The organism is Halomonas elongata DSM 2581 (assembly GCF_000196875.2).
GTDB classification, from domain to species: domain Bacteria; phylum Pseudomonadota; class Gammaproteobacteria; order Pseudomonadales; family Halomonadaceae; genus Halomonas; species Halomonas elongata.
Window position 1 is genome coordinate 2,878,369 of record NC_014532.2, and the last position, 24,731, is coordinate 2,903,099.

The 24,731-nt window shown below is 63.8% G+C and carries 20 protein-coding genes; 3 read left to right on the forward strand and 17 right to left on the reverse strand.

Features of this window, described 5'->3' with window-relative positions; genetic code table 11:
- Positions 1-71: 71 nt before the first annotated feature.
- The 8 genes from purU to HELO_RS13475 all read right to left on the reverse strand — a co-directional run bounded on the left by purU (position 72) and on the right by HELO_RS13475 (position 10,273).
- A complete protein-coding gene (purU, locus tag HELO_RS13440) occupies positions 72-938 on the reverse strand; it encodes a formyltetrahydrofolate deformylase (protein ID WP_013333200.1) in 867 nt (288 codons plus the stop codon).
- 69 nt (positions 939-1,007) lie between these two features.
- Positions 1,008-1,658, reverse strand: coding sequence for a sarcosine oxidase subunit gamma (locus HELO_RS13445; RefSeq protein WP_013333201.1), 651 nt, complete (start codon positions 1,656-1,658; stop codon positions 1,008-1,010).
- Positions 1,651-4,689 (reverse strand): sarcosine oxidase subunit alpha family protein, encoded by a 3,039-nt coding sequence (locus tag HELO_RS13450; RefSeq protein WP_013333202.1) that lies wholly within the window; start codon positions 4,687-4,689, stop codon positions 1,651-1,653. The genes HELO_RS13445 and HELO_RS13450 overlap by 8 nt, the downstream gene beginning before the upstream one ends.
- The gene (locus HELO_RS13455; protein WP_013333203.1) at positions 4,686-5,033 is read right to left on the reverse strand and encodes a sarcosine oxidase subunit delta; all 348 of its coding nucleotides are present in this window, start codon (positions 5,031-5,033) and stop codon (positions 4,686-4,688) included. Before HELO_RS13455 ends, HELO_RS13450 begins: the two co-directional genes overlap by 4 nt.
- Positions 5,034-5,132: 99 nt before the next feature.
- Positions 5,133-6,383, reverse strand: a complete 1,251-nt coding sequence (locus HELO_RS13460; protein WP_013333204.1) for a sarcosine oxidase subunit beta family protein — start codon at positions 6,381-6,383, stop codon at positions 5,133-5,135.
- A 45-nt stretch (positions 6,384-6,428) separates the two neighbouring features.
- Positions 6,429-7,730 carry a serine hydroxymethyltransferase gene (gene glyA, locus HELO_RS13465; RefSeq protein ID WP_013333205.1) on the reverse strand — a complete coding sequence of 434 codons (1,302 nt, stop codon included), beginning with the start codon at positions 7,728-7,730 and terminating at the stop codon, positions 6,429-6,431.
- A gap of 313 nt (positions 7,731-8,043) precedes the next feature.
- Positions 8,044-9,081: a GlxA family transcriptional regulator gene (locus tag HELO_RS13470; RefSeq protein ID WP_013333206.1), complete on the reverse strand. Its 1,038-nt coding sequence runs from the start codon at positions 9,079-9,081 to the stop codon at positions 8,044-8,046.
- A gap of 85 nt (positions 9,082-9,166) precedes the next feature.
- A complete protein-coding gene (locus tag HELO_RS13475) occupies positions 9,167-10,273 on the reverse strand; it encodes a hybrid-cluster NAD(P)-dependent oxidoreductase (RefSeq protein ID WP_041602145.1) in 1,107 nt (368 codons plus the stop codon).
- Between the two features lie 331 nt (positions 10,274-10,604).
- Between HELO_RS13475 and HELO_RS13480 the strand changes: the two genes are divergently transcribed.
- Positions 10,605-11,888, forward strand: coding sequence for an aromatic ring-hydroxylating oxygenase subunit alpha (locus HELO_RS13480; RefSeq protein ID WP_013333208.1), 1,284 nt, complete (start codon positions 10,605-10,607; stop codon positions 11,886-11,888).
- A gap of 63 nt (positions 11,889-11,951) precedes the next feature.
- Here the strand turns inward: HELO_RS13480 and HELO_RS13485 are convergent, their stop codons facing one another.
- Together HELO_RS13485 and fdhA are read right to left on the reverse strand one after the other, a co-directional pair.
- Positions 11,952-12,191: a hypothetical protein gene (locus tag HELO_RS13485; RefSeq protein WP_013333209.1), complete on the reverse strand. Its 240-nt coding sequence runs from the start codon at positions 12,189-12,191 to the stop codon at positions 11,952-11,954.
- Between the two features lie 184 nt (positions 12,192-12,375).
- The gene (fdhA, locus tag HELO_RS13490; protein WP_013333210.1) at positions 12,376-13,569 is read right to left on the reverse strand and encodes a formaldehyde dehydrogenase, glutathione-independent; all 1,194 of its coding nucleotides are present in this window, start codon (positions 13,567-13,569) and stop codon (positions 12,376-12,378) included.
- 233 nt (positions 13,570-13,802) lie between these two features.
- Between fdhA and HELO_RS13495 the strand changes: the two genes are divergently transcribed.
- Positions 13,803-14,969, forward strand: a complete 1,167-nt coding sequence (locus HELO_RS13495; RefSeq protein ID WP_013333211.1) for an MFS transporter — start codon at positions 13,803-13,805, stop codon at positions 14,967-14,969.
- A 127-nt stretch (positions 14,970-15,096) separates the two neighbouring features.
- Here the strand turns inward: HELO_RS13495 and HELO_RS13500 are convergent, their stop codons facing one another.
- Entirely contained in the window at positions 15,097-15,369 is a 273-nt protein-coding gene (locus HELO_RS13500; RefSeq protein WP_041602146.1) for a hypothetical protein, read from the reverse strand.
- Between the two features lie 588 nt (positions 15,370-15,957).
- On the opposite strand from HELO_RS13500, the gene HELO_RS13505 reads away from it, so the two are divergent.
- Entirely contained in the window at positions 15,958-16,476 is a 519-nt protein-coding gene (locus HELO_RS13505; protein WP_013333212.1) for an invasion associated locus B family protein, read from the forward strand.
- Between the two features lie 89 nt (positions 16,477-16,565).
- Here the strand turns inward: HELO_RS13505 and etfB are convergent, their stop codons facing one another.
- From etfB to HELO_RS13535, 6 genes are all read right to left on the reverse strand, one after another.
- Complete coding sequence (etfB, locus tag HELO_RS13510; protein ID WP_013333213.1) at positions 16,566-17,369, reverse strand: electron transfer flavoprotein subunit beta; 804 nt, start codon at positions 17,367-17,369, stop codon at positions 16,566-16,568.
- On the reverse strand, positions 17,359-18,627 hold the full coding sequence (etfA, locus tag HELO_RS13515) for an electron transfer flavoprotein subunit alpha (protein WP_013333214.1): 1,269 nt from the start codon (positions 18,625-18,627) through the stop codon (positions 17,359-17,361). Before etfA ends, etfB begins: the two co-directional genes overlap by 11 nt.
- Entirely contained in the window at positions 18,627-20,621 is a 1,995-nt protein-coding gene (locus tag HELO_RS13520) for a (Fe-S)-binding protein (protein WP_013333215.1), read from the reverse strand. The genes etfA and HELO_RS13520 overlap by 1 nt, the downstream gene beginning before the upstream one ends.
- Positions 20,622-20,914: 293 nt before the next feature.
- Positions 20,915-22,987, reverse strand: coding sequence for a dimethylglycine demethylation protein DgcA (gene dgcA, locus HELO_RS13525; protein WP_013333216.1), 2,073 nt, complete (start codon positions 22,985-22,987; stop codon positions 20,915-20,917).
- An 11-nt stretch (positions 22,988-22,998) separates the two neighbouring features.
- Positions 22,999-23,547 carry a DUF5943 domain-containing protein gene (locus HELO_RS13530; protein WP_041602147.1) on the reverse strand — a complete coding sequence of 183 codons (549 nt, stop codon included), beginning with the start codon at positions 23,545-23,547 and terminating at the stop codon, positions 22,999-23,001.
- A 95-nt stretch (positions 23,548-23,642) separates the two neighbouring features.
- Complete coding sequence (locus HELO_RS13535) at positions 23,643-24,620, reverse strand: dipeptidase (protein ID WP_013333218.1); 978 nt, start codon at positions 24,618-24,620, stop codon at positions 23,643-23,645.
- Positions 24,621-24,731 lie beyond the last annotated feature (111 nt).

A 24,731-nucleotide genomic window follows, 5' to 3' on the forward strand; every position in this document is an offset into this window, starting at 1 on the left:
AAATGTAACAGTTTGTAACCGGACCTCACAACAAGTCTGCCACCATGCCGTCGCAAGTGCCACGCCGCACGTCAACGAGTGAAGACCACCGTTCGCTGATCATTGAGGAAGACGCGGCGCTCGACATGATAGGCGACGGCCCTCGCCAGGGTCAGACGCTCGATATCACGCCCCTTCTCGACCAGATCCTCCGGATAGTCGACATGGCTGACCGACTCCACGCCTTGGGTGATGATCGGCCCCTCGTCCAGGTCATCGTTGATGTAATGGGCGGTGGCGCCAACCAGCTTGACCCCCTTGGCATAGGCCTGGTGATAGGGCTTGGCCCCCTTGAAGCCAGGCAGCAGCGAATGGTGGATGTTGATCGCCCGCCCCGCGAGCCGCTCGCATAGCTCGCTCGAGAGCACCTGCATGTAGCGCGCCAGGATGACCAGTTCTGCTCCGGTTTCCTCGATCACGCCCCAGACACGGGCTTCCTGCTCCGCCTTGGTCTCCGCTGTGACCGGGAAATGGTGGTAAGGCAGGCCGTGCCAGTCGGCGAGGGGTTTCAGGTCAGGATGGTTGGACACCACCGCGCGGATCTCGATGGGCAACTGCCCGGTGCGGTAGCGATACAACAGGTCGTTCAGGCAATGATCCGCCTTGGAGACCATGATCACCACCGGTACGCGGCTATCCGGAGCGGTCAGGTCGAACGCCATCCCGAACTCCGCCGCCCGGGGCGCAAAGCGGGCATGGAAGTCCTCGGGGTCGAAATCGGCATCCAGCGGCCGAAACTCGGTGCGAATGAAGAAGTGTTCGGCCAAGCTGTCGTCGAAGGACTGCTGCTCGGTGATATAGCAACGGCTTTCCTTGAGAAAGCGCGTGACCACGTCCACGGTGCCCAGTCGACTGGGGCACTGGGCGGTCATGATCCAGGTATCGGCGCTACGACTCATGGCGAAATCTCCTGATAAAAGCGGGCCGGGGCATGCCCCGGCCCTTGGCGGAAGATACTCCGCGACGGATCAACGCACGACGCCGATGGCGTATTCTTCCCCGGCATCCAGCAACCATCGATAGATGTAATCGGCGAAGCTGCGCCGTACCACCAGTTCCCAGCGTGTCTCGGAGGAGCGCCGCAGGATCACCGAGGTCTTGGCGAAGATCGTGGTCACACCCTTGCCCACCGGAAAATGGTTGGGATCGGCGTCATAGATCACCGACTTCATCAGCAGCTCACTGACCGCGTCCCCTTCCAGTTCGAGCAGGGTCTGGCCACCGCCGATGTTGGAGATGGCGAAATGCGCATCCCCCAGCGCCTCGCGCAGACGATTCTCCAGCTCGAACTCCTCGCCACCGGGCACGATCAGCAGCCACTCATCGGGCGATATCCACTGCACACTGCGCTCGCCGCTGGCATCAAAGACCAACGCCTGGGGCTCACCCGGCAGGGAAATGTCGAGCACCTCGCGCAGCGCCTCGTCGAGGACGATAGCTCCGCCGCGCAGCACCAGGTGACCGAGGAACGGCCGTTCGCGCACGGTCACGCCACTGTCCTTGCCGGGCGCCGGAGCGCCCGAACGTCGATAGGAATAGGCCAGCGGCGACTCCACCGGCACCTTGGCCTCGGTGCGGGTATCGAAGGTTTTGACCTTGTCATCAACAGTGTTAGACATTCTGGCGCTCTCCCTTGGGATCGACGAAGATCGGGCTGACGATCTCGGCTTCATGGACCTGGCCGTCGGCCATCGGTAGATAGACGGTCTCGCCCATCCGCTGCTGACCGCCCTTGACCACGGCCAGGGCGAATCCGCTGTCCAGGGTCGGGCTGTAATAGCTGGACGTCACATGCCCCTTCATGGGCATGGGGATCGCATGGTCGGGATCGAAGACGATCTGCGCACCTTCCTCGAACACCACCTTGGGATCGCGGGGCTTGAGTCCCACCAGCTGCTTGCGATCGGTACGCGCGGTATCGGGGCGCGTCAGGGCACGCTTGCCGATCCACGAGAACGGCTTGTCATAACCGATCGCCCAGTGCATGCCCAGATCCTCGGGCGTCACCGATCCATCGGTGTCCTGGCCGGCGATGATGAAGCCCTTCTCGGCCCGCAGCACGTGCATGGTCTCGGTGCCGTAGGGCGTCAGATCGTACTTCTCGCCATGGGCGAACAGCGTCTCCCAGACATGCAGCGCATAGTTGGCCTGGACGTTGATCTCGTAGGCCAGCTCGCCGGTGAAGGAGATGCGGAACACCCGCGCCGGCACATCGGCCACCCTGCCCTCGCGCCAGTCCATGAACTTGAAGGCCTCGCGATCGAGATCGATATCGGTGATCTCGGCCAGCAGCTTGCGCGCTTCCGGACCGGTCACGGTCATGGTCGCCCAGTGATCGGTCACCGAGTTGAAGTAGACCTCGAGCTCGGGCCATTCGGTCTGATGCCACACCTCGAGCCACTCCAGCACAGTCGCGGCGCCGCCGGTACTGGTGGTCATCAGGAAGTGGTTCTCGGCCAGACAGCTGGTGGTGCCGTCGTCCATCACCATACCGTCGTCCTTGCACATCAAGCCGTAACGCACCCGGCCGGGCGCCAGCTTGGCCCACTTGTTGGTATAGACCCGCCCCAGGAACTCACGGGCGTCCGGGCCCTGGATGTCGATCTTGCCGAGCGTCGAGGCATCGAGGATACCGACCTTCTCGCGTACCGCGCGGCATTCCCGGGCCACCGCCTCGCGCATGGTTTCCATGCGACCTTCGACGCGGCGCGGGAAGTACCAGGGGCGCTTCCATTGACCGACATCCTCGAACTCGGCGCCATGTTCCACATGCCACTGATGCATGGCGGTATAGCGCTCGGGGTCGAACAGCTCGCGGCAATGGCGACCGACCACGGCACCGAAGGTCACCGGCGTGTAGTTGGGACGGAACACCGTGGTGCCGACCTCCGGGATCGAGCGTCCCAGAAAGCGTGCGGCGATGGCCATGCCGTTGATGTTGCCGAGCTTGCCCTGGTCGGTACCGAAGCCCATGGCGGTGTAGCGCTTGACGTGCTCGATGGACTCGAAGCCCTCGCGAGTCGCCACCTCGATGGCGGCCGCCGTCACGTCGTTCTGCAGATCGACGAACTGTTTCGGCCCGCGCAGGGTCGGCTTCTCGTGAGGCACCTGGTAGAGCGCCACCGGCTTGCCGTCATGGCGTGTCCCGACATTCGGCAGACGCGCCTCGACGGTATCGAAGCCAACCTCACCGGCGGCCCGGCTGCCCGCTTCCCAGCCATCGGCCAGCACCTCGCCAGTGGCATAGACGCCCTGGGCGCCGCCGGCCGCCAGCACTCCTTCCACCAGGTTCGGCACGAACCCGAGGATGTCGTCGCGCCAGGTGGGACGCGCACCGGTATGCGACGCCAGGTGAATCACCGGGCTGTAGCCGCCGGAGCTGGCGATGGTGTCGCAATCGAGCGATTCGGCGTCGCCGCTCACCCGGAAGCCTTCGAGGTCCACTCGCGCCACTCGGGCGCCGGTCACGCGGCTCTGTCCTCGCGCCTCGAGCACCGCCGAGCCGGGGATGATGCGAATGCCCTTGGCACGGGCCTGCTCGACCAACTCGCCGTGGGGCTCGGTCCGCGCATCGGCAATGGCCACCACCTCGCGGCCGCTTTCCACCCAGTCGAGTGCGGCGCGGTAGGCATGATCGTTGCTGGTGGAAAGCACCAGCTTGTTGCCGGGCACGACCCCGTAGCGACGGATGTAGGTGGAGACGGCACCGGCCTGCAGGTTGCCCGGCACATCGTTGTTGCCGTAGACCAGCGGACGCTCATGGGCGCCGGTGGCCAGCACCACCCGTCCGGCCCGGACGCGATGCAGGCGGGAACGCGCCTGGCGGCGACCGTTCTCGCGTGGAGCTGTTTCGGCCAGATGCTCTGTACGCCGCTCATGCAGCGTCACGAAGTTGTGATCGTGATAACCGTTGGCGGTGGTACGCGGCAGCAGCAGGACATTATCGAGTCCGGCAAGCTCCTCGAGTGCCTCGGCCACCCACTGATCCGCCGGCCGCTCATCGAGCAGCTCGCGGGAGTCGAGCAGTGAACCGCCCATCTCCTCCTGCTCGTCGGCCAGGATGACCCGAGCACCGCTGCGAGCGGCCGCCAGCGCTGCCGCCAGCCCCGCCGGTCCGGCGCCGATCACCAGCACCTCGCAATGGCGATTGAAGTGATCGTAGATGTCCGGGTCCTTTTCCATCGGGCTGCGCCCGAGTCCGGCGCTCTTGCGGATGTACTTCTCGTAGGTCATCCACATCGAGGCCGGCGCCATGAAGGTCTTGTAGTAGAACCCCGGCGGCATGAACTGGCCGCCCAGCTTGCCGATCACGCCCATCAGGTCGCGCTGCACATTGGGCCAGCCGTTGGTGCTGCGCGCCTCGAGGCCATCGAACAACGCCTGTTGCGTGGCCCGCACATTGGGTACCTGGGCCGCTTCGGTGCTGCCCAGTTGGATCACCGCATTGGGCTCCTCGGCACCGGCGGCGACGATGCCCCGAGGCCGGGAATACTTGAAGCTGCGGTTGACGATATCCACGCCGTTGGCCAGCAGGGCCGAAGCCAGGGTATCGCCGGGATGCCCCCGGTAGGACTTGCCGTTGAAGGTGAAGCTCAGCTCACGGGAACGGTCGATGCGCCCGCCCTGGGCGAGTCTGTTGGACTGGCTCATGCGCGGACTCCTTCCTGTTTCTCGGCGGTTTCAGCCTCGGCCGCGGCCCGATCATCACGGGATTCGGCCGTGATGGACGGCGCTTCACCCATCTTGTACGTCTCGAGGATCTCGTAGGTCGCCGTGTTGCGGGTGATGTTGAAGAACTTGCGGCAGCCCACGGCGTGCACCCACATCTCATGGTGGATACCGCGCGGATTGTGGCGGAAGAACAGGTAATCGCCCCACTCCTCGTCGCTGCACGTCTCGGGATCCTCAGGACGCACGATATGAGCCTCGCCCTTGGGGTGAAACTCTTCTTCTTCCCGGTACTCGCCGCAATAGGGGCAGTAGATATGAAACATTTTTCTCGTCCCTCCATCACTCAGGATGAAAGCGAAGCATTCTTTCTGTGCTCCAGGCGCTGAACGACGATCCTCGAGCACAGACCATTTTTGTAGGGCCTAGTGAGCCACCCCGGCTGCCCCATGCTCATCGATCAACGCCCCAGTATTGAAGCGGTCGATGGAGAACGGCGCTGCGAGCGGATGCATCTCCCCCTTGGCGAGGCTGGCGGCGAATACATGGGCCGAGCCCGGCGTGGCCTTGAAGCCGCCGGTTCCCCAGCCGCAGTTGAAGTAGAGCCCTTTCACCTTGGTCTTGGAGATGAGCGGGCAGGCATCCGGGCAGGTATCGACGATGCCGCCCCACTGCCGGTTCATGCGCACCCGGGAGAAGATCGGGAACATCTCGACGACGGCCTGCAGGGTGTGCTCCACGGTCGGGTAGCTGCCTCGCTGACCATAGCCGTTGTAGCCATCGATACCGGCGCCGATGACCAGGTCGCCCTTGTCCGACTGACTGATATAGCCGTGCACATGGTTGGACATCACCACGGTATCGAGCACCGGCTTGAGCGGCTCGGAAACAAGCGCCTGCAACGGATGCGACTCCAGCGGCAGCTTGAGCCCGGCCATCTTCGCCAGCACCCCGGAGTTGCCGGCGGCCACGCAGCCGACGGTCTTGGCCTCGATGTCGCCGCGAGTGGTGTGCACTCCATAGACCTGGCCATCGCGAATCTTGAAGCCGGTGACCTCGGTCTGCTGCAGGATGTCCACGCCGAGAGCATCGGCGCCTCGGGCATAGCCCCAGGCCACGGCATCGTGGCGCGCCACTCCGGCGCGGGGTTGCCAGGAGGCCCCCATCACCGGATACCGGGCGTTCTTGGAGCAATCCATGATCGGCACCAGCTCCTGCACGCCCTTGGCGTCGAGCACCTCGCCATCGATGCCGTTCAAGCGATTGGCGTTGACCCGGCGCTGGATATCACGCATGTCCTGCAGGGTATGCCCGAGGTTGAGCACGCCGCGCTGGGAGAACATGACGTTGTAGTTGAGGTCCTGGGACAGCCCTTCCCAGCGTTTCATGGAATGCTCGTAGAGCGCGGCGGCCTCGTCCCACAGATAGTTGGAACGCACGATGGTGGTGTTGCGCGCCGTGTTGCCGCCACCCAGCCAGCCTTTCTCGATCACCGCCACATTGCGGATACCGAATTCCTTGGCCAGGTAATAGGCGGTGCCGAGGCCATGGCCACCCCCGCCGATGATGATCACGTCGTACGCCTTCTTGGGCGTGGGGTTACGCCACTGGCGCTGCCAGTTCTCGTGGTGGCTCAGTGCGTGCTTGACCAGCCCGAAGCCTGAATAACGTTGCATGGGATCTCTCCTACTGGACTCCCGCCCGAATCGGGCGGGAAGGCTTCACGCGATGGACGCGGCGTCGGCCTGACTTTCCTGACCAGCGCCATAGACCGGATGGCGGGCGCACAGCTCGGCGACCTTGCCCCGCACCTCGGCTTCAATCTCGGTGGTGTCCTCTTCCTTGGCCAGCACATCGAGGATGTCGCAGATCCAGCCGGCCAGGGCCTCGCAATCCGCCTGATCGAAGCCTCGAGTGGTCACCGCCGGGGTACCGATGCGCAGGCCAGAGGTCACGAAGGGGCTCTGGGGGTCATTGGGTACCGCGTTCTTGTTGACGGTGATGTGCGCGCGCCCCAGGGCAGCATCCGCGTCCTTGCCGGTCACGCCGAGCTTGATCAGCGACACCAGGAAGAGGTGATCGTCAGTGCCACCGGAGACCACATCGCAGCCGCGCTCGATGAAGACCTCGGCCATGGCGCGGGCGTTGTCGATGACCCGTGCCTGATAGCGCACGAAGTCCTGGCTCATGGCCTCGCGGAAGGCCACCGCCTTGGCGGCGATGACATGCATCAGCGGGCCGCCCTGCTGGCCGGGGAAGACTGCGCCGTTGAGCTTCTTGTAGAGCGCCTCGTCGCCGCTGGCGGACAGGATCAGGCCGCCGCGCGGGCCACGCAGGGTCTTGTGGGTGGTGGTGGTCACCACATGGGCATGGGGCAGCGGGCTCGGATAATGTCCGGCGGCCACCAGGCCGGCGATGTGCGCCATGTCGACCAACAGCCAGGCTCCCACGCGATCGGCGATATCGCGGAAGCGGCGCCAGTTGATCACCCGGGAATAGGCCGAGAAGCCGGCGATGATCAGCTTGGGCTGGTGCTCCTCCGCCAGGCGCTCGACCTCGTCATAGTCGATCTCGCCGGTCTCGGGATTCAGGCCATACTGCACGGCGTTGTAGTACTTGCCGGAGAAGTTCGGCGCTGCACCGTGGGTCAGGTGGCCACCATGGGCCAAGCTCATGCCCAGCACGGTATCGCCCGGCGAGACCAGGGCCATGAAGGCCGCGGCATTGGCCTGGGCGCCCGAATGTGGCTGGACGTTGGCGTAGTCGGCGCCGAACAGTGCACAGGCACGCTCGATGGCCAGGCGCTCGACCACATCGACATGCTCGCAGCCGCCGTAGTAACGCTTGCCGGGATAGCCCTCGGCATACTTGTTGGTCAGCTGAGTGCCCTGGGCCGCCATGACCTGCGGACTGGCGTAGTTCTCCGAGGCGATCAGCTCGATATGGGCTTCCTGGCGCGCCACTTCGTCAGCGATAGCGGCAGCGATCTGCGGATCGGTCTGGGTAAGGTTGTTGTCGTTCATGGCATCACCTGAGGGTTGGCTTCACAACGTTAAGAAAAAGTGGATCGCACAGCATTCTGCAAACGACACCACCGTCTCCATCAAAGACACCGGCCCTCGACGGCATCGAGGAGCGTCCAGCGAATAGGGGTATTAATAGCCAAGCCCGCCCGGCAAAACTTGAACAAATGCGACAAATTTACCGACATGTTCGCGACAAAATATATAAGATGCTGTTTTTAAATGAATTTAAATGCGCGTCGTTTTTGTACTTATCCTCTGAAACACAAAGGGCTGGCCTACCGAGCCAGCCCTTCGTTTGCGGGATGATCGCCTACCCCGCCGCCTGGGTACGCGGCCCGACATGCAAAAAGAAGGGATCCACCGGGGCCGCGCCCTCCCCGGCCGTCTTGCGCACCGCTGTGGGCGTAGTCCCGAAGGCATCACGAAAGTGGCGGGAGAAATGGGCGGTATCGGCGAAGCCACAGCGCTCGCCGATCTCGGTGACGCTCTTGGCGGTGTAGTGCAACAACCAGAGGCCATAACGCAGCCGCAGGTCGCGGGCGAATTTCTGGGGGCCGACGCCCAGCTCCTCGCGGAACTTGCGCTCGATGTTGCGCCGCGAGGTGCCGATGCGCCTGGCCAATTCATCCACCGTTATCGTCTGGCCCAGGTGTTGTTCGATGATGTCGATGGCCCGACGCACCAGCCGATCGGCCACCTTGTCGAAGATCACCGGCTGGGGCTGTGGATGGTCCCCACGGCGCGCCTCGTCGATGAGCATGATGTGCAGGCTCTTCATGGCCCAGGCCTTGCCCAGGTGACGTTCCACCAGATAGGCCGCCAGGTCGGCGGCGGCGGTGCCTCCGGCGCACGTCAATCGATTGCCGTCATCGATGAACAGGCGATCCGCCACCGGCTCGATATCGGGGAAGCGCCGCGTCAGATCGCCATGGTGATACCAACTGACACAGCAGCGGCGCCCGCCCATCACCCCTGCCTTGATCAGCGCGAACACGCCGGTGCACACGCCGACGAGCGGCACGCCCGCCTGGGCAGCCCGACGCAGGTAGGCAATCGCCGTTTCGTCCACATCGTCATGTTCGTCCTGCACGCCGCCGATGGTCACGATGTAGTCGAATTCCGTCGGGTCACGGAAGGCCGTACAGGGCGTGATCGCCGCCCCGCAACTGGAGATGGCATCCTGACCGGCACTGGTCATGAACACCCAGTGGCAGCGTAGCTGCCGACTGCGGTCGCCCTCGTCCGCGGCCAGCCGCAGGCAATCGACGAAGGCTGCGAAGGGCAGCATCGTGAAACGGCGCAACAGCACGAAGCCGACCGAAAGCGGCGGCGCGAGAGAATCGGTCATGATGGCCTCTTGAACGTATACGACCGGGCACTTTTCAGTGTCCCGGTCGTTGGACGATGGCGCAATCCCTTGGGCGAGAGTCGACTCAGAAGTCTACTACCACATTGCCCAGGGGCTTGCTGCAGCAGGAGAGGATGTAACCTTCCTCGATATCCTCCTCGGTGATCCCGCCATTGTGCTCCATCTCCACCTGGCCGGCGGACAGCCCCACCCGACATGTGCCGCAGATCCCCATGCCGCACGCCTTGGGAATGTGCAGGCCAAGCTTTGAGGCAGCGGCATGCACGGTTTCGCTTGGCAGGATCTTCACGCTCTTGCCGGTGGAGCTGAACTCGACGGTGACCAGGTCGGCGGCATCGACTTCTTCCGCCTCGGCCTCGGCCTGCTCGACGTTCTCGATGACCTCTTCCTGGACATCCATCGGCGTGGCACCGAAGGACTCCTCATGGTAGTGGTCCATGTTGAAGCCGTTGGCCTTCAGCAACTGCTTGACGGCATTCATGTAAGGCGTGGGACCACAACAGAAGATCTCCCGGTCCATGAAGTCCGGCGCCATCAGCTCGAGCATCGCCTGATTCAGGTAACCGCGGAAACCCGACCAGGCCTCGCCCAGCTCGTCGCCCCGCTCACAGACGATATGCAGCTTGAATTCGGGGATCCGCGAGAAGATGTGCTCCAGCTCACGATGGAAGATCAGATCCTTGGGCGTGCGCGCGCTGTGCACGAACTGCAGATCGACGGCAGCGTTGGTATCGAACAGCCAGCGCACCATGGACATCAGCGGCGTGATACCGACGCCGCCGGAAAGCATCAGTATCTTGTCGGTCGGATAGTCGATGATGTTGAAGTTGCCGACCGGGCCGTGCACCGCCAGTTCGTCGTTGATGCTCAGGTTGTCGTGCAGCCAGTTGGATACCACGCCGCCCGGCATACGCTTGACGGTGATCGAGAAGCTATAGGGAACCGACGGGGAACTGGAAATGGTGTAGGAGCGCATGATCGGCTCGCCATTGATCTCCAGTTCCAGGGTGACGAACTGCCCCGGTTTGAAGAAGAACATGACCGGCTGTTCGGCCATGAAACAGAAGGTACGGGTATCCCAGGTCTCCTGGATCACCTTGACGCAACGCACCAGATGGCGGCCATTGGTCCAGGTCTGGGTGGTGACGGGGTTGAGAAAGTTCATTGTCATCGTCGCGTCGCCTAGGCTGCAGCATGGAGGTGTCCGACCGCGGTGCCCGCCTGCCGTTGAGCGAATTCTGCGCAGCCCCTCGCTTGTCGGCTTGCCTGTCAGCGACACAGGCATATCCGTGGCATCCAGAGGCATCAATTTTTCTCGCATCCGGCGTCGCAACTGCATCGACTGGCGTCGTCGGTGGACAACTCCCGCATCCTGCGCTGTTCCACACTCGCTTCCAATCCGCCACGACCTACACCGTCGCGCGGCCCACACGACCCTGACCGGCTCCCAACCCTACAATCCCGAGGTCACGCGAGTGGCCCTGCAATGAGGAAGTGCTTCCATGGATTCCCTGTCCCTCGCCCGTCTGGATGATCCCCTGGCTGCGGCTCGCGATGCCACAGCCGAGATGTTGACGCAGCGCCGTCGCCACTTCTCGTTGCCACAGCCGTTCTACAACGACGAACGGTTGTTCCAGCTGGATATCCAGGAGATCTTCTCGAAAGAGTGGCTGTTCGCCGGCCTGACCTGCGAGCTTCCCTCCAAGGGTAATTTCATCACCCTTGAGATCGGGGACAATCCGGTGGTCATCGTGCGCGGCAACAACGGCGAGATACATGCGTTCCACAACGTCTGCCGGCACCGTGGTTCGCGGCTGTGCGTGAAGGAAAGCGGCAAGGTCGCCAAGCTGGTCTGCCCCTATCACCAGTGGACCTATGAACTCGATGGGCGCCTGCTGTTCGCCGGTACCGACATGGGATCGGACTTCGACCTTTCCGCCTATGGCCTGAAACCCGTGCATGTCAGGACCGCCGGCGGCTACATCTTCATCAGCCTGGCCGAACAACCACCGGCCATCGATGAGCTGCTGGAGACTATGGAGAATTACCTCGACCTCTACGACATGGACAACGTCAAGGTGGCCGTGGAATCCAGCATCGTCGAGCAGGCCAACTGGAAACTGGTGATCGAGAACAACCGGGAATGCTACCACTGCAACGGCGCGCACCCGGAACTGCTCAACTCCCTGCAGGAATTCGACGACAGCGAGGATCCTCGCGCCACACCGGCCTACAAGGAACTGGTGGCGCGCAAGCAAGGGGAATGGCAAGCCATGGGCGTGCCTTGGGAGCTCAAGCGGCTAGGCCGGCGCAACCGTCTGACCCGCACTCCCCTGCTGGACGGCACCGTCTCGATGACCATGGATGGCAAGCAGGCCTGCAAGAAGCTGATGGGAAGGTTGCCGAGCCCCGACCTCGGCGTGTTGCGCATCCTGCACCTGCCTAATTCCTGGAACCATTTCATGGGCGATCACGCCGTGGTCTTCCGGGTCCTGCCGCTGGGACCGCAGAAAACGGTGGTGACCACCAAGTGGCTGGTGCACAAGGATGCTGTCGAGGGCGTCGATTACGATCCCGAGCGGATGCGTCGCGTCTGGGACGCCACCAACGACCAGGATCGTCGACTCGCCGAGGAGAACCAGCGCGGCATCAACTCCTCCGCCTATGAGCCGGGCCCCTACTCCGAGACTTTCGAATTCGGCGTGATCGACTTCGTCGACTGGTACAGCGAACGCATGCTGGAAAATCTGGGCTACACCTCCCACCTGAGCCTGGCGGAAGGATGATCGCAGCCTGACGCTATCGTCGGCCCCGTTTCTCGGGGCCGGCGGATTCAGGGCCGAATCAACTCAACGCAGTCCGGGCAGAAGAAAGCGCTCGATGGCCGCTCTCACCGAGGGCAGCAACACATCCGTCTTGCCCATCATTTCGCGCACCAGTTCCTGCAGCCCCGGCACTCCCACTTCCATATGCTTGCGCAGCGCCATCCGCGCACAGGTCTCGGGACAGGCGTGCTCCGGGATGCGAATGCCCAACGCGACCAGCCGGTCGCGAAAGTCGTCCCCATCGATCAGCTCAACGATCATCATCGCGTCATCCTCCCTTCGGCCATCGCCGCACCGACGTATCCCGGCACGATGCCGGGCCGCGATGCGCGTGACGCTTTGCTATTGACGAAGATTGGCATCGTCCCGCGGGACAGGCAATGCCAAAAGAGGTCCACCCGGAAAACCGGGTGGACCTCGTCGAGCCACCATATCGTCGCCTTCGATCTCAGGCAGCGACACTGCCATGAGGATCCATGACGAATTTCTTCGCCGCGCCACCGTCGAAGTCGGCATAGCCCTTGGGCGCATCATCCAGAGTGATCATCTGGACATTGACCGCGTCAGCGATCTTGACCTTGTCGAACAGGATCGCCTGCATCAGCGGACGGTGATATTTCATGACCGGGCACTGACCGGTATGGAAGGAATGGGATTTCGCCCAGCCCTGACCGAAGCGCATGCTCAGAGAGCCTTGCTTGGCCGCTTCGTCAGCGGCGCCGGGATCCTCGGTCACGTACAGACCCGGAATACCGATCTGCCCGCCGGCACGAGTCAGCGACATGGCGGAGTTCAGCACGGCCGCGGGCGCCTCCTTGCCGTGATTGCAGCCACAGGCATGGGCCTCGAAACCGACACAGTCGACGAAGGCATCAACCTCGCGCTCGCCCAGGATCACCTCGATCTTGTCGGCCATGTCGCCATCCTGGGTCAGGTCGATGGTCTCGCAACCGAAGCTGCGGGCCTGAGCCAGGCGCTCCTCGATCATGTCGCCGACGATGACGCAGGCCGCGCCCAGCAACTGCGCGGATACCGCCGCGGCCAGACCGACCGGACCGGCGCCAGCGACATAGACGGTGCTGCCCGGACCAACGCCAGCGGTGACACAGCCATGGAAGCCGGTGGGGAAGATATCGGACAGCAGGGTCAGGTCACGGATCTTCTCCATCGCCTGATCGGCATCCGGGAATTTCAGCAGGTTGAAGTCGGCATAGGGCACCATGACGTAGTCGGTCTGGCCACCGACCCAACCGCCCATGTCGACGTAACCGTAGGCGGCACCGGGACGAGCCGGATTGACGTTCAGGCAGATACCGGTCTGGCCTTCCTTGCAGTTACGGCAGCGACCGCAGGCGATATTGAAGGGTACCGAGACCATATCGCCCGGCTTGAGGAACTCGACATCACGTCCGGTTTCAATGACGATTCCAGTGATTTCATGGCCGAGAACCAACCCCTCGGGGGCCGTGGTGCGGCCTCGTACCATGTGCTGGTCACTGCCACAGATGTTGGTGGTCACGACCTTGAGAATCACGCCGTGCTGGCATTTGCGATTGCCAAGCGCAAGTTCCGGGTAGGGAATCGACTCGACGGCGACTTGCCCTGGGCCCTTGTAGACGACACCGCGGTTGGCTGTGCTCATGGTTATCTTCCTTCGGCTTGTGGTGAGAGGCGGAAGCTCCGCCTCTCGACCATAGCCCCTCCACGGAAGCGCACTGTTCCCAGCGAGTCACTGTCATGTCAAAACGAGACATCGCGCGTCGGGCCGGCGCTGCCACCAATGGCCCATTCGCCGATTCCATTAAGTTCCTTATAGTATGCTGCCAAGACGTTATATCGGATTGAATCGGAGCCGACCCGTCACAGGAGCCCGACATGGAGGCAACGACCACCGCGACAGCCACGCCCCCTTCGCGCCCCGGGCGCCTGACCGGCATGAGCTGGGCCCACTTTCTCAATGATGGCGCCGCCAACTACCTGCCTGGCGTACTGCCGGCGATCCTGATCTCACTCAACCTGTCGGTGGCATTGGCCGGCACGATCATGGCAGCCCTGCTGATGGGCCAGGCCTTGCAACCTCTGGTAGGTATCTTCGCCGACCGGGTCGGGGGACGCATCATGATCGCCCTGGGACTGGCCGGCTCCTCGCTGGGCGGCGCCCTGGTGGGCCTGGTATCGGGCTTCTGGTCCCTGCTCGGCGTGCTGGTACTGATCGGCGTGTCCAACTCGTTCTTCCATCCCCAGGCACTGGCCGGCATCCGCCAACTGGGCGGTGAGCGTCCCGGTACCGCGATGTCGATCTTCATGGTCGGCGGCGAGGTCGGCCGCGGCGTCTGGCCGGCCCTGGCAAGCTGGGTGGTCGTACAGTGGGGACTGGGCTACCTGTGGGTCCTCGCTCTGCCCGCCCTGTGCACCCTGCCCTTCCTGTTACGCTGGGCGCCGCGGCTGCCGCCACGCGCGGCGAATGCCACGCCCATCGCCTGGCGTCGGCACGCCGCCCCCCTGACGCGGCTGGTGGCATTCTCCACCCTGCGCTCGCTGATGATCCTGTCGGTGGTGACCTATGTGCCCCTGATGTGGACTCAGTCGGGAGGCTCCCTGACCACAGGCGCCAGCTTCATTACCATCATGCTGGTCATCGGCGTGATCGGTAACCTGGGAGGCGGGCGACTTTCCGATCGTTTCGGACGCCGTGCTCTGCTGGTCGTGGCCATGAGCGTTGCCGTCATCATGCTCGGCGCCTTCCTGCTGGCCTCGGGAATCTGGCTGTGGATCGCCCTCGGCGTGCTCGGCATCTGCCTGTTTGCGACGCTACCGCTGGGCATTCTCATCGCCCAGGACATCCTGCCGGAGAACCGTTCGCTTGGTTCGGGCATGGCACTGGGGCTCTCCAATGCCCTGGCGGCGCTCGGCGTGATGGGACTGGGACCGGTCGCTGCGTTCTGGGCGCCTTCCACGCCACTGTGGATCGCCCTGCTCGGCGGTATCGTCAGCGTGCCACTGGCCATCGGCCTGCCCGAACACGAGGCACCCTCTGCCTGATAGCCGACAGACATCACCAGTCCCTCCGCCAGTTCGGTGGGATCAGCGGAATGAAGCGACGGGGCCGTTACCTCGACCCCGTCGCTTCGTCTAAGTACCGCGGCCGCATCCAGCGACCGCGGCGTCCCTAGGTCAGGGCCATGCCACAATGTGGACAGACCTCGGCACCGCTGCGCCGCGCGCCCACCGGCGGAGTGCCGGTCAAGGGAGCGGCGGCATCCGTGCGACGAGGGGCCGGCACAATGCCCGGATCGAGCGGTCGAACGACGCCGCCTTCGACATGCAACCCGATGTCACGCAGCAGGTGCGCGTTGAGCCGGGTCAAGGGTTCGGGGGATGCACGACGGCGTGAGCCGCCCAGATACCGGGGCAGGCGACGGAACAGTGAGAAAAGCATCATATCTCGGTCTCCTTCGTTGAATGTCGAGGAGGCCGGGATCTTGTCGAGGCAGGTGGTGATCACCCGAACAGCATTGCACAGGCCGCGGCAAGATCCGCGGCCTGCGAGGAGTCAGACTCGTTCGACAGCACGCGGACAGGCATGGGCTCGCGAATCATGCTGTTGCATGACGGCGAGGCCATAACCTGCTGCTGTGCTCGGATGAACCATGTCATCGACTCGTCTGAAACGTGGGTTATCACCGGTCCCGAATATGAACCGGTACTTATCTTTTACTTCGCTGATCGAAGCGCTGTCAACCGCTCGGCTGAAAATCAGGGGCATCCACGACATCGACGCATGTCGCGACGTCATCCATTTGCGTTTTTCACCCTTGTTCAAGCGACTGCGGTTGCCCGACACGGGGACATTGATTTACAAAGAGTCTCGAGATGAACGGGTGCGTTTCCGGTCATGGCCAGGGCATGGAATTGTCCCGATACGGGAAGCCACCGACATTGCCTCCTGGCGAATTTGCTGTGGAGGTGATAGTCATGTTGAACAACCCCAGCGATACGGATTCGCTGCCACCACAGGAGATCACCGCATATGTTTGACCGTCTCGCACCGCGCCTCTGCCTTGCCGCGTTGCTTTCACTGATGGCCTTCGTGCCCCAGGCCTTCGCCCAGCAACAGCCGACGGGCAATGCCAACGTCAATACCCAGCAGTTCCAGGATTGGGAGGTGATCTGCCCGCAGGATGCCAGCCAGGGGCCCTGCACCATGAATCAGGTCATCAACAATGCCGACAGCAACCAGCCGATGATGCGTGTGGTGATCGCCAACCCGCCCCAGATCGATAACCCGGTGATGACCTTCCTGATGCCGCTGGGCGTTCGCCTGGCACCGGGCCTGCAGCTCAGCGTCGGTAGCGGAGAACCGGTGCAGTTCCCCTACCAGGTCTGCCAGCAACAAGGCTGCCGTGCCGATCTGCCGCTCCAGCCCTCGCTGCTGCAAAGCCTGCGTGGCGGCACCACCGCGACCCTGAGCCTGATCGCACCCAACGATCAACGCATGGACGTGGACATTTCGCTGATGGGCTTCACCGACGCCATGTCCCAGATCTGACCCTCCCGGATCGAATAGCGACGATACACAAACGGCGGCCCAAGGGCCGCCGTTTGTGTTTGCTCGCGCCACCCGGCGCACTGTGTTCGTCACCGCAGAACTTCTTCCTCACGCAACAGCTTGAGGATCGCCTCGGCTCCCTGCTCCGGCGTGACATCCGTCAGCACCTGACCGCCACCGCCTTCGGCCTTGGCCGCCGCGGCCTTGAAACGATCCCGCGCCGATGCCGCCTTGACGATCTTCAGACGCTTGGGGCGCTTGCGGGCGGGCTGTACCTGCCACTCGTCCCATTCCTCGTCATGGCTGACCGAGCCAGCGATCGTCTCGAAGCTTCCGCGGCGCGCCGGTCCATAGGCACTCTGGCGGGGCGCGGGAGCCGCACCGTCGACGGTGACGATGGCCGGCAGGCGCACCTTGAGACGCCGCCGCTGCCCGCGCGGCAAGGCTTGCAGCAGGGTCGCCACGCCATCCTCGACGCTTTCCACCGCCGCCAGGCCACTCACCAGGGGCCATCCGAGACGCTCGGCCAGCAGGTAGGGCAATAATCCCGAGCCTTCCCCGCATTCGGCGCGTTCGCCGGTGATCACCAGATGCGGCGAAGCCGCGTCCAGGGTTTCGGCAAGCGCGGGAAGAACATCGGCGCCTTCGGGCTGCTCGAGCAACGACAGCTCGGAGAAGCCCATACCCAGATAGCCTCGCAACGCCGGCTCGTTCGCGTCTGCCAGCTCACCGGCATGCAACAGGCTTACCTCGGCGTTCGCCAGCGACCGCGCCAGTTCCACGCCCCGGGCATCCTGATCGGCACGCCTCGCCCTGCCGGTCACCGGATGACGACCGATGGAAACCAGCGCCGTCACCTCCAGCGCCGGCGTCATGGTTGTGTCAGGCCGCATCGCGTTTCTCCTCTCGCGCTTGTTCCACCAGGGTGACCAGGGCCTCGAGTATCCGGGCCGAGTCGCCGATCACCGCCAGATCGGCACGCTTGATCATGTCGCACCCCGGATCCATGTTGATCGCCACCACTTTCTCGCACGTCTGGATGCCCTGCAGATGCTGGATGGCACCACTGATGCCCACGGCCACATAGACCCGGGCCGTCACCCAGGTGCCGGTGGCGCCGACCTGACGGTCGCGCGCCATGAAGCCATCGTCCACCGCCACTCGGGACGCCCCTTCGGTGGCTCCCAGTACCTCGGCGGCATGATGAAAGCCTTCCCAATCCTTGACGCCATTGCCGGCGGACAGGATGAACTCGGCCTCGGACAGGGCGACGCCGGATGGATCGACCGGCACCTGGCCGAGATCCTCGATACGCGACAGCATCGACGGCAACGGCTGGGGCAAGGCCAGCTCGGCGGCGGCATGGCGCGTCTCGCTGACCGGTTCGGCACATTCGGCCAGGGCCAGCGCGACCCGCGGCAGGGGGCGCTGGATATCCACCGACTCCGCCGCGCCCCGCGCGATGCAGCGCCATCCCGAGGGCATTTCCGCATCCGCCTCGACTTGCCAGACCCCCGTCGCCGGTCGCTCGCCGAGGCGCGCCGCCAGGCGCCGTCCCATCTCGCCACCGCCCAGCTTGGAGTCCGGCAGCAGCCAATAGCGGGGCGCCCAGGCCTGCTCGACCATTGCCAGAGCGCCCAACCGCGCCTCGGGCGCATAGCCCGTCACGTCCGGCGAGTCGAGATGCAGCAGGCGGTCGATGCCCGCCTCGTCGAAACTCGTCTCCTTGTGGGAACCGAAAATGACGGCCACGACAGCGCCCTGCTCATCCGGGTTCGCATCGGCAAAGCGGCGCGCCAGACCGAGCAGGTCCCGGTCATGGCTGCTCAGACGGCCACCCGCCATGTCCGGCACCACCACGACCGTGAAGGTCGGGTCATCGATCTCGACCAGCGGCTTCTGGACCACGCTCGATGTCGAAGCTCCGCCACCAGCCACGCCCTGCTGGGCACCGCTGCGGTCGATTCGCTTGATGCCGTTGGGGCCGATGAAACCTATCGCATGAGGGTTGCGACGGAGCACGCCGTTCGGCCCCATCCATTCGCTGGCCGCCCCCTGGCCCAGCTCCGCCAGGACTTCCAGGTGCTGCGGATGCAGGCGATTGCGGGCGATCCATTCCTTGCGCGGGTCGCGCCGTTTGATATCACTCATCACGCCACCTCCTCAGCCAATGGCTGCCGGGTCGACGCCGGTCCGGGCGTGCTGGAGGGTGCGCCTTCGACCAGGGCATCCGCCACCAGCTCGGCGATGTCGCGGACCTCGGCATCGCTGTCGACCACGCCTTCCAGCATGGCCGTGCACTGCGGACAGCCAACGGCGACCAGGTCGGCACCGGTCTCCTGAACGTCGCCCATGCGCATGTCGGGAATCCGCTGCTTGCCGGGCACATCGGTGATCGGCGCTCCACCACCGCCGCCGCAGCAGCGCGAACGGAAACCGGAGCGTTGCATCTCGGCCACCTCGATGCCCAACGCCTTGAGCACATTGCGCGGCGCCTCGAACTCGCCGTTGTAGCGGCCGAGATAGCAGGGATCGTGATAGGTCACACGCCCTCCTTTCCAGGCGCGGAAATCGAGGCGTCCAGCATCGTACAACTCGGCGATGAAGGTGCTGTGGTGGGAGACCGCATAGTCGCCACCCAGCTCGCCATACTCGTTGCCCAGCACATGGAAGCTGTGCGGATCACAGGTGACGATGCGCTCGAAGCGATACTTCGACAGCGTGGCGATGTTGCGACGGGCCAGCGACTGGAAGGTTGCCTCGTCGCCCAGTCGGCGCGCCACATCGCCGCTGTCCCGCTCTTCGTCGCCCAGCACCGCGAAGTCGACACCGGCGGCACGCAGCACCTTGATCAGGGCACGCAGGGTCCGCTGGTTACGCATGTCGTAGGCGCCGTCACCCAGCCACAGCAGCACTTCGGCCTGGCCGCGCTGGGACATCAACGGCAGCTCCAGGTCGGCGGCCCAGTGCATCCGCGCGCCGGGGTCGAAGCCGCCAGGGTTGTCGGTGGCGATCAGGTTATCGAGCACTTCGGCGCCCTTGCCAGGCGTCTGGCCATGTTCCAGGGTCAGGAAGCGCCGCATGTCGACGATGGCATCGACGTGTTCGATCATCATCGGACATTCCTCGACGCAAGCCCGGCAGGTGGTACAGGACCACAGCGTCTCGGCATCGACCAGCGCCTTGCCTTCCCGGGCCACGATGGGGCCGTGGGGCGAGCCCTGATGCTCGCCTACCGGCCGATCCGGATAGGGGCTGCCGGCATACTGGGCATCGCTGCCACCGGCCATGCCCACCACCATGTCCTGGATCAGTTTCTTGGGGTTGAGCGGCTGACCGGCGGCGAAGGCCGGGCACACTGCCTCGCAACGCCCGCACTGTACGCAAGCGTCGAATCCCAGCAGCTGGTTCCAGGTGAAATCGGCAGGCTTCTCGACGCCGAGCGGCGCCTCGGGATCCTCGAGATCCAGCGCCTTGAGGCCGGTCGAGCGTCCTTCCCCGCCGCGACGGGTGGAGAAGCGTTCGGGCCGGCGGTGGAAAGCCAGGTGCAGCGCCCCGGCGAAGGCATGCTTCATCGGGCCGCCCCAGCCCATGCCGATCAGCATCTCGGCGAGTCCCCAGGCCACCACCAGAAGCAGCACGAAGGCCAGCAAGACGCCACCCGTGCCCGCAAGCAGGCCCTCGGGCAGCAGGCCGACACTGGGTAGAGTGATGGCGAACACGCCAAGCGAGAAAGCCATCAGACTCTTGGGCAGGCGCATCCAGGGCCCCCGGGAAAGGCGGGCCGGCGGGTTGCGGCGACGGCGTGCCACGAACAGGCTGCCGACGAACATGACGCCACTGGTCAGCAGCAGCAACCAGCCGAGCACGCCCTCGGCCAGCCCGAAACCATGCACCAGGATCATCAGCACGGCAGCGGCCACGAAGCCACCGGCGGTGGCCACGTGGGTATTGGACATCACTTTGTCGCGCGCCACGACATGGTGCAGATCCACCAGATAGCGGCGCGGCATGGACGCGAGTCCCTTGAGCAGTTCGACCCGGGCGGGGCGTCCCTGACGCCACAGGCGGACGCGTCGTACGGCGCCGACCGCGGCCAGCGCCAGGACAGAGAAGATCAATATCGGCAGGAGGGTGTCGAGCATGGTGCTCACCTCGTCTCAGGAGCCATGGGCTTTGTCATCTGGGCATTTCCGGCGACAGGCCTGCGCAAGGGCGTGCGCCCCATTCCTGGGACGACACTTGCCCTGCGACGTGCTTGCCCTGCGACGCGAATAGTGTCTTGCGCCGCCTGCAGGGCCCGGGCTGGCTATCCTGGCCAACCCGCTCGGCGGAAAGCACCTCCACTGGAGGTGCTTCTCCTTCCGCCTCGCCCCTGGCAAATGACCGTCGCTACGGCCTGTCCTCGGTGCCCCTCTTTGTTGAGGCTTTCGCTCAATCAGAAGTCTTTACAAAGCCGAAGCGCATCGTAGATGGCCGCGTGGGTGTTACGCGGCGAGGTGCAGTCCCCCAGACGGAACAGCAACAAGCCGTCTCCCTCCTCCGACAGGCAGGGCTGCGGCTGGATGGCATAGAGGGCCTCGAGATCCACCTGGCCCTTGTTGCGTGACTGGGGCTTGAGGGCATAGTAGAGCGCCTCGTCGGGCCGTACGCCGTTCTCCACCACGACCTGATCGACCACCCGCTCTTCCTGGTTGCCGGTGTACTCGTTCTCGAGCACCGCCACCAGGGATTCGCCTTCGCGATAGACCTTGTGCAGCCCCAGATCGGAGGACATGATCACCTCCTTCTCGTAGAGGCTGCGGTAGTAGGTCGGGAAGGTGGTGCCGCCCACCGCGGAACCCGGCTTGATGTCATCGGTGACGATCTCGACCTTGGCGCCCTTGTCGGCCAGATAGTCCGCCGCCGAGACGCCGGAAAACTCGCAGATGGTGTCGTAGATCAGGACGTTCTTGCCCGGCTCGACACGACCTTCGAGGATATCCCAGGTGCTGACCACCAGACTCTTGTCGGTATCCTCGTCGTAGCCCCACTCCTCGTACTGATCGAGATAGGGTCGTCCACCAGTGGCCAGCACCACGATGTCCGGCCGCAGGTCGAGGATGGTGGCCTCGTCGGCCCGCGTCCCCAGACGCTGATCGACGCCCAGTCGCGCCAGTTCGAGCTGATACCAGCGGGTGATGCCGGCGATCTGGTCGCGCTGCGGCGCCTTGGAGGCGATGGTGATCTGCCCGCCGAGCTGCTCGGCGGCTTCGAACAGGGTCACCTCGTGCCCGCGCTCGGCGGCGACACGGGCCGCTTCCATGCCACCGGGACCACCGCCCACCACGACGACACGTCGCTTGGGACCTTCGGTGGTCTCGATCTCGTGCGGCAGGCCCATGTATTCACGCGAGGTGGCAGCATTCTGGATGCACAGCACGTCCAGGCCCTGATACTGGCGATCGATGCAGTAGTTGGCGCCCACGCACTGCTTGATCCGATCGACCTGATCCATCTTGATCTTGGTGATGAGATGCGGATCGGCGATATGCGCGCGGGTCATGCCCACCAGATCGACATGCCCGCCCTCGAGGATCCGATTGGCCTGATTGGGATCCTTGATGTTCTGGGCATGGATCACCGGTACATTGACCACTTCCTTGATGCCCGCCGCCAGGTGCAGGAAAGGCTCCGGCGGATAGGACATGTTGGGAATCACGTTGGCCAGGGTGTCGTGCGTATCGCAGCCGGAGCCGACCACGCCGAAGAAGTCGACCTGGCCTGTGGCATCGTAATAGGCGGCGATCTGCTTCATGTCATCGTGGGACAGGCCGTCCGGGTGGAACTCGTCACCACAGATGCGCATGCCCACCACGAAATCGTCGCCGACTTCCTCGCGAACGGCCTTGAGCACCTCCATGCCGAAACGCATGCGGTTCTCGAAACTGCCGCCCCACTGGTCGGTACGCTTGTTGACGCGAGGACTCCAGAACTGGTCCATCAAGTGCTGGTGGACGGCGGAAAGCTCGACGCCATCCAGTCCACCTTCCTTGGCGCGACGCGCGGCCTGGGCGAAGTCATCGATGATGCGCCAGATGTCTTCTTCCTCGATGGTCTTGCAGGTCGAGCGGTGAACGGGTTCACGGATGCCCGACGGCGACAGCAGATGCGGCCAGTCGAAGCCGTCCCAGCGCGAACGCCGCCCCATGTGGGTGATCTGGATCATGATCTTGCCGCCGTGCTTGTGGACGGCTTCCGACAGATTCTGGAAATGCGGAATGATCCGGTCGGTGGCAAGGTTCACCGAACTCCACCAAGCCTGGGGGCTATCGATCGACACCGGCGAGGAGCCGCCGCAGATGCACAGGCCACAGCCGCCCTTGGCCTTCTCCTCGTAGTATTTGACATACCGATCCGTGGTCATGCCGCCATCGGTGGCATGAACCTCGGCATGGGCGGTGCTCACCACCCGGTTGCGAATGGTCAGGTTGCCGATCTGGATCGGCTGAAACATCGCATCGAACGCCATGGTCTTTCTCCTCAGCCTTGATCCCGGGTATCGCGCGGCACGGTGACGAAGTAACCGACGTCACAGCCCTCTTCGGCGGCACTCTGGGTCTGTTCAGCGATGGTCCGCAGCCGGCTGCCCCGTGCGGCGAGAATCTGGTCCATGGCACCGGCGAACCAGCCGGTGAACATGTACTCGACCTTGCGTCCGACCTTGCCCAGTTGATAGACGAAAGCACTGTGCTCGAGCCGCACCCGGCAGGTACCGGCCTCGAGGTCGATGTCCTCGGTGATGAACCGGCCCCAGCCACGCTGGGAGAGGCGCGTCATGTAGTGCTCGAAGACAGCTTCATCTTCCAGGCCATGCAGCTCCGCTTCCTTCTCGCACCAGTGCCAGGCGCTCTTGTAGCCGGCGTGGTAGAGAATCTCGGCGTAGGTCTCGACGCCGAGCGCTTCCTCGACCGCCACATGGTTGTTGATGAAGAAGTGGCGCGGCACATAGAGCATCGGCAACGCATCGGTGGTCCAGACGCCGGTCTCGGCATCCACCTCGATGGGCAGTTCGGGAGCCATCTTGGTCACGGTGTCATTCCTCAAAATTGTCGTTATAAAAAAGACATAAGAAACAAGGAGCAAAAATCGAGGGGAAGAGACAAGAAAGTCTTTCCCTCTTGCTTCTAGCTTCCCCAGACATCCTTCAGCACACGCATCCAGTTCTCGCCCATGATCTTGCGCACCTGGGGCTCGCTGAAGCCACGCCGCAGCAGCGCCTCGGTGAGATTGCCGAACTCACCGATGGTGCGAATGCCTTCGGGATTGATGATCTGGCCGAAGCGGGTCAGACGACGGGCGTAGCCCTTGTCGTGGGTCAGCCATTCGAAGAAGTTATGGTCCTGCCCCTGAGTGAAGTCGGTACCGATACCGATGGCGTCCTCGCCGACGATGTTCATCACGTATTCGATGGCTTCGACATAATCGTCGACGGTCGCGTCGACACCGGCACGCAGGAAGGGCGTGAACATGGTGACACCGACGAAACCGCCATGATCGGCGATGAACTTCAGCTCCTCGTCGGACTTGTTGCGGGGGTGATCCTTGAGCCCGGAAGGCAGGCAGTGGGAATAGCAGACCGGCTTCTCGGAGGCCTCGATGACTTCGGTGGACGTCTTCTCGCCGACATGGGAGAGATCGCACATGATGCCCACGCGGTTCATCTCGGCGACGATCTCGCGTCCAAACCCGGACAGGCCGCCGTCACGCTCGTAGCAGCCGGTGCCCACCAGGTTCTGGGTGTTGTAGCACATCTGCACGATGCCGACCCCGAGGCGCTTGAAGATCTCGACGTAGCCGATCTGATCCTCGAAGGCGTGGGCATTCTGAAAGCCGTAGATGATGCCAGTCTTGCCTTCTTCCTTGGCCCGGGTGATGTCCGCCGTGGTGTGCACGGGGCGCACCAGATCGCTGGACTCGGCCAGCAGGGCGTTGGTCGCGACGATATTGTCGACGGTGGCCTGGAAACCCTCCCAGACGGAAACGGTGCAGTTGGCAGCCGTCAGTCCGCCCTTGTGCATATCTTCGAAGAGTTCACGATTCCACTTGGCGATGATCAGACCATCGATGACGATGGCGTCCTGGTGCAGCTCGACGGGGGTCATGGCGGGGCTCCGGTTGATACATGATCATGCCGGCAGCATAGCCCTCGCCTCCCCTGGCTCGGCGCCTGGGAGCGACCGGGAAAATCCCAAAAACGTCATGGGCGTCGCGAT

Coding starts and splice junctions, on each gene's coding strand:
- HELO_RS13480 (WP_013333208.1), top strand. CDS start 10,605: ATGGATTCCCTGTCCCTCGCCCGTCTGGATGATCCCCTGGCTGCGGCT.
- HELO_RS13455 (WP_013333203.1), bottom strand. CDS start 5,033: ATGTTTCATATCTACTGCCCCTATTGCGGCGAGTACCGGGAAGAAGAA.
- HELO_RS13485 (WP_013333209.1), bottom strand. CDS start 12,191: ATGATGATCGTTGAGCTGATCGATGGGGACGACTTTCGCGACCGGCTG.
- dgcA (WP_013333216.1), bottom strand. CDS start 22,987: ATGGCGTTCGATGCGATGTTTCAGCCGATCCAGATCGGCAACCTGACC.
- HELO_RS13445 (WP_013333201.1), bottom strand. CDS start 1,658: ATGTCTAACACTGTTGATGACAAGGTCAAAACCTTCGATACCCGCACC.
- HELO_RS13460 (WP_013333204.1), bottom strand. CDS start 6,383: ATGCAACGTTATTCAGGCTTCGGGCTGGTCAAGCACGCACTGAGCCAC.
- HELO_RS13450 (WP_013333202.1), bottom strand. CDS start 4,689: ATGAGCCAGTCCAACAGACTCGCCCAGGGCGGGCGCATCGACCGTTCC.
- HELO_RS13505 (WP_013333212.1), top strand. CDS start 15,958: ATGTTTGACCGTCTCGCACCGCGCCTCTGCCTTGCCGCGTTGCTTTCA.
- etfA (WP_013333214.1), bottom strand. CDS start 18,627: ATGAGTGATATCAAACGGCGCGACCCGCGCAAGGAATGGATCGCCCGC.
- HELO_RS13495 (WP_013333211.1), top strand. CDS start 13,803: ATGGAGGCAACGACCACCGCGACAGCCACGCCCCCTTCGCGCCCCGGG.
- fdhA (WP_013333210.1), bottom strand. CDS start 13,569: ATGAGCACAGCCAACCGCGGTGTCGTCTACAAGGGCCCAGGGCAAGTC.
- purU (WP_013333200.1), bottom strand. CDS start 938: ATGAGTCGTAGCGCCGATACCTGGATCATGACCGCCCAGTGCCCCAGT.
- HELO_RS13535 (WP_013333218.1), bottom strand. CDS start 24,620: ATGACCCCCGTCGAGCTGCACCAGGACGCCATCGTCATCGATGGTCTG.
- HELO_RS13475 (WP_041602145.1), bottom strand. CDS start 10,273: ATGACAATGAACTTTCTCAACCCCGTCACCACCCAGACCTGGACCAAT.
- HELO_RS13520 (WP_013333215.1), bottom strand. CDS start 20,621: ATGCTCGACACCCTCCTGCCGATATTGATCTTCTCTGTCCTGGCGCTG.
- HELO_RS13470 (WP_013333206.1), bottom strand. CDS start 9,081: ATGACCGATTCTCTCGCGCCGCCGCTTTCGGTCGGCTTCGTGCTGTTG.
- etfB (WP_013333213.1), bottom strand. CDS start 17,369: ATGCGGCCTGACACAACCATGACGCCGGCGCTGGAGGTGACGGCGCTG.
- glyA (WP_013333205.1), bottom strand. CDS start 7,730: ATGAACGACAACAACCTTACCCAGACCGATCCGCAGATCGCTGCCGCT.
- HELO_RS13500 (WP_041602146.1), bottom strand. CDS start 15,369: ATGATGCTTTTCTCACTGTTCCGTCGCCTGCCCCGGTATCTGGGCGGC.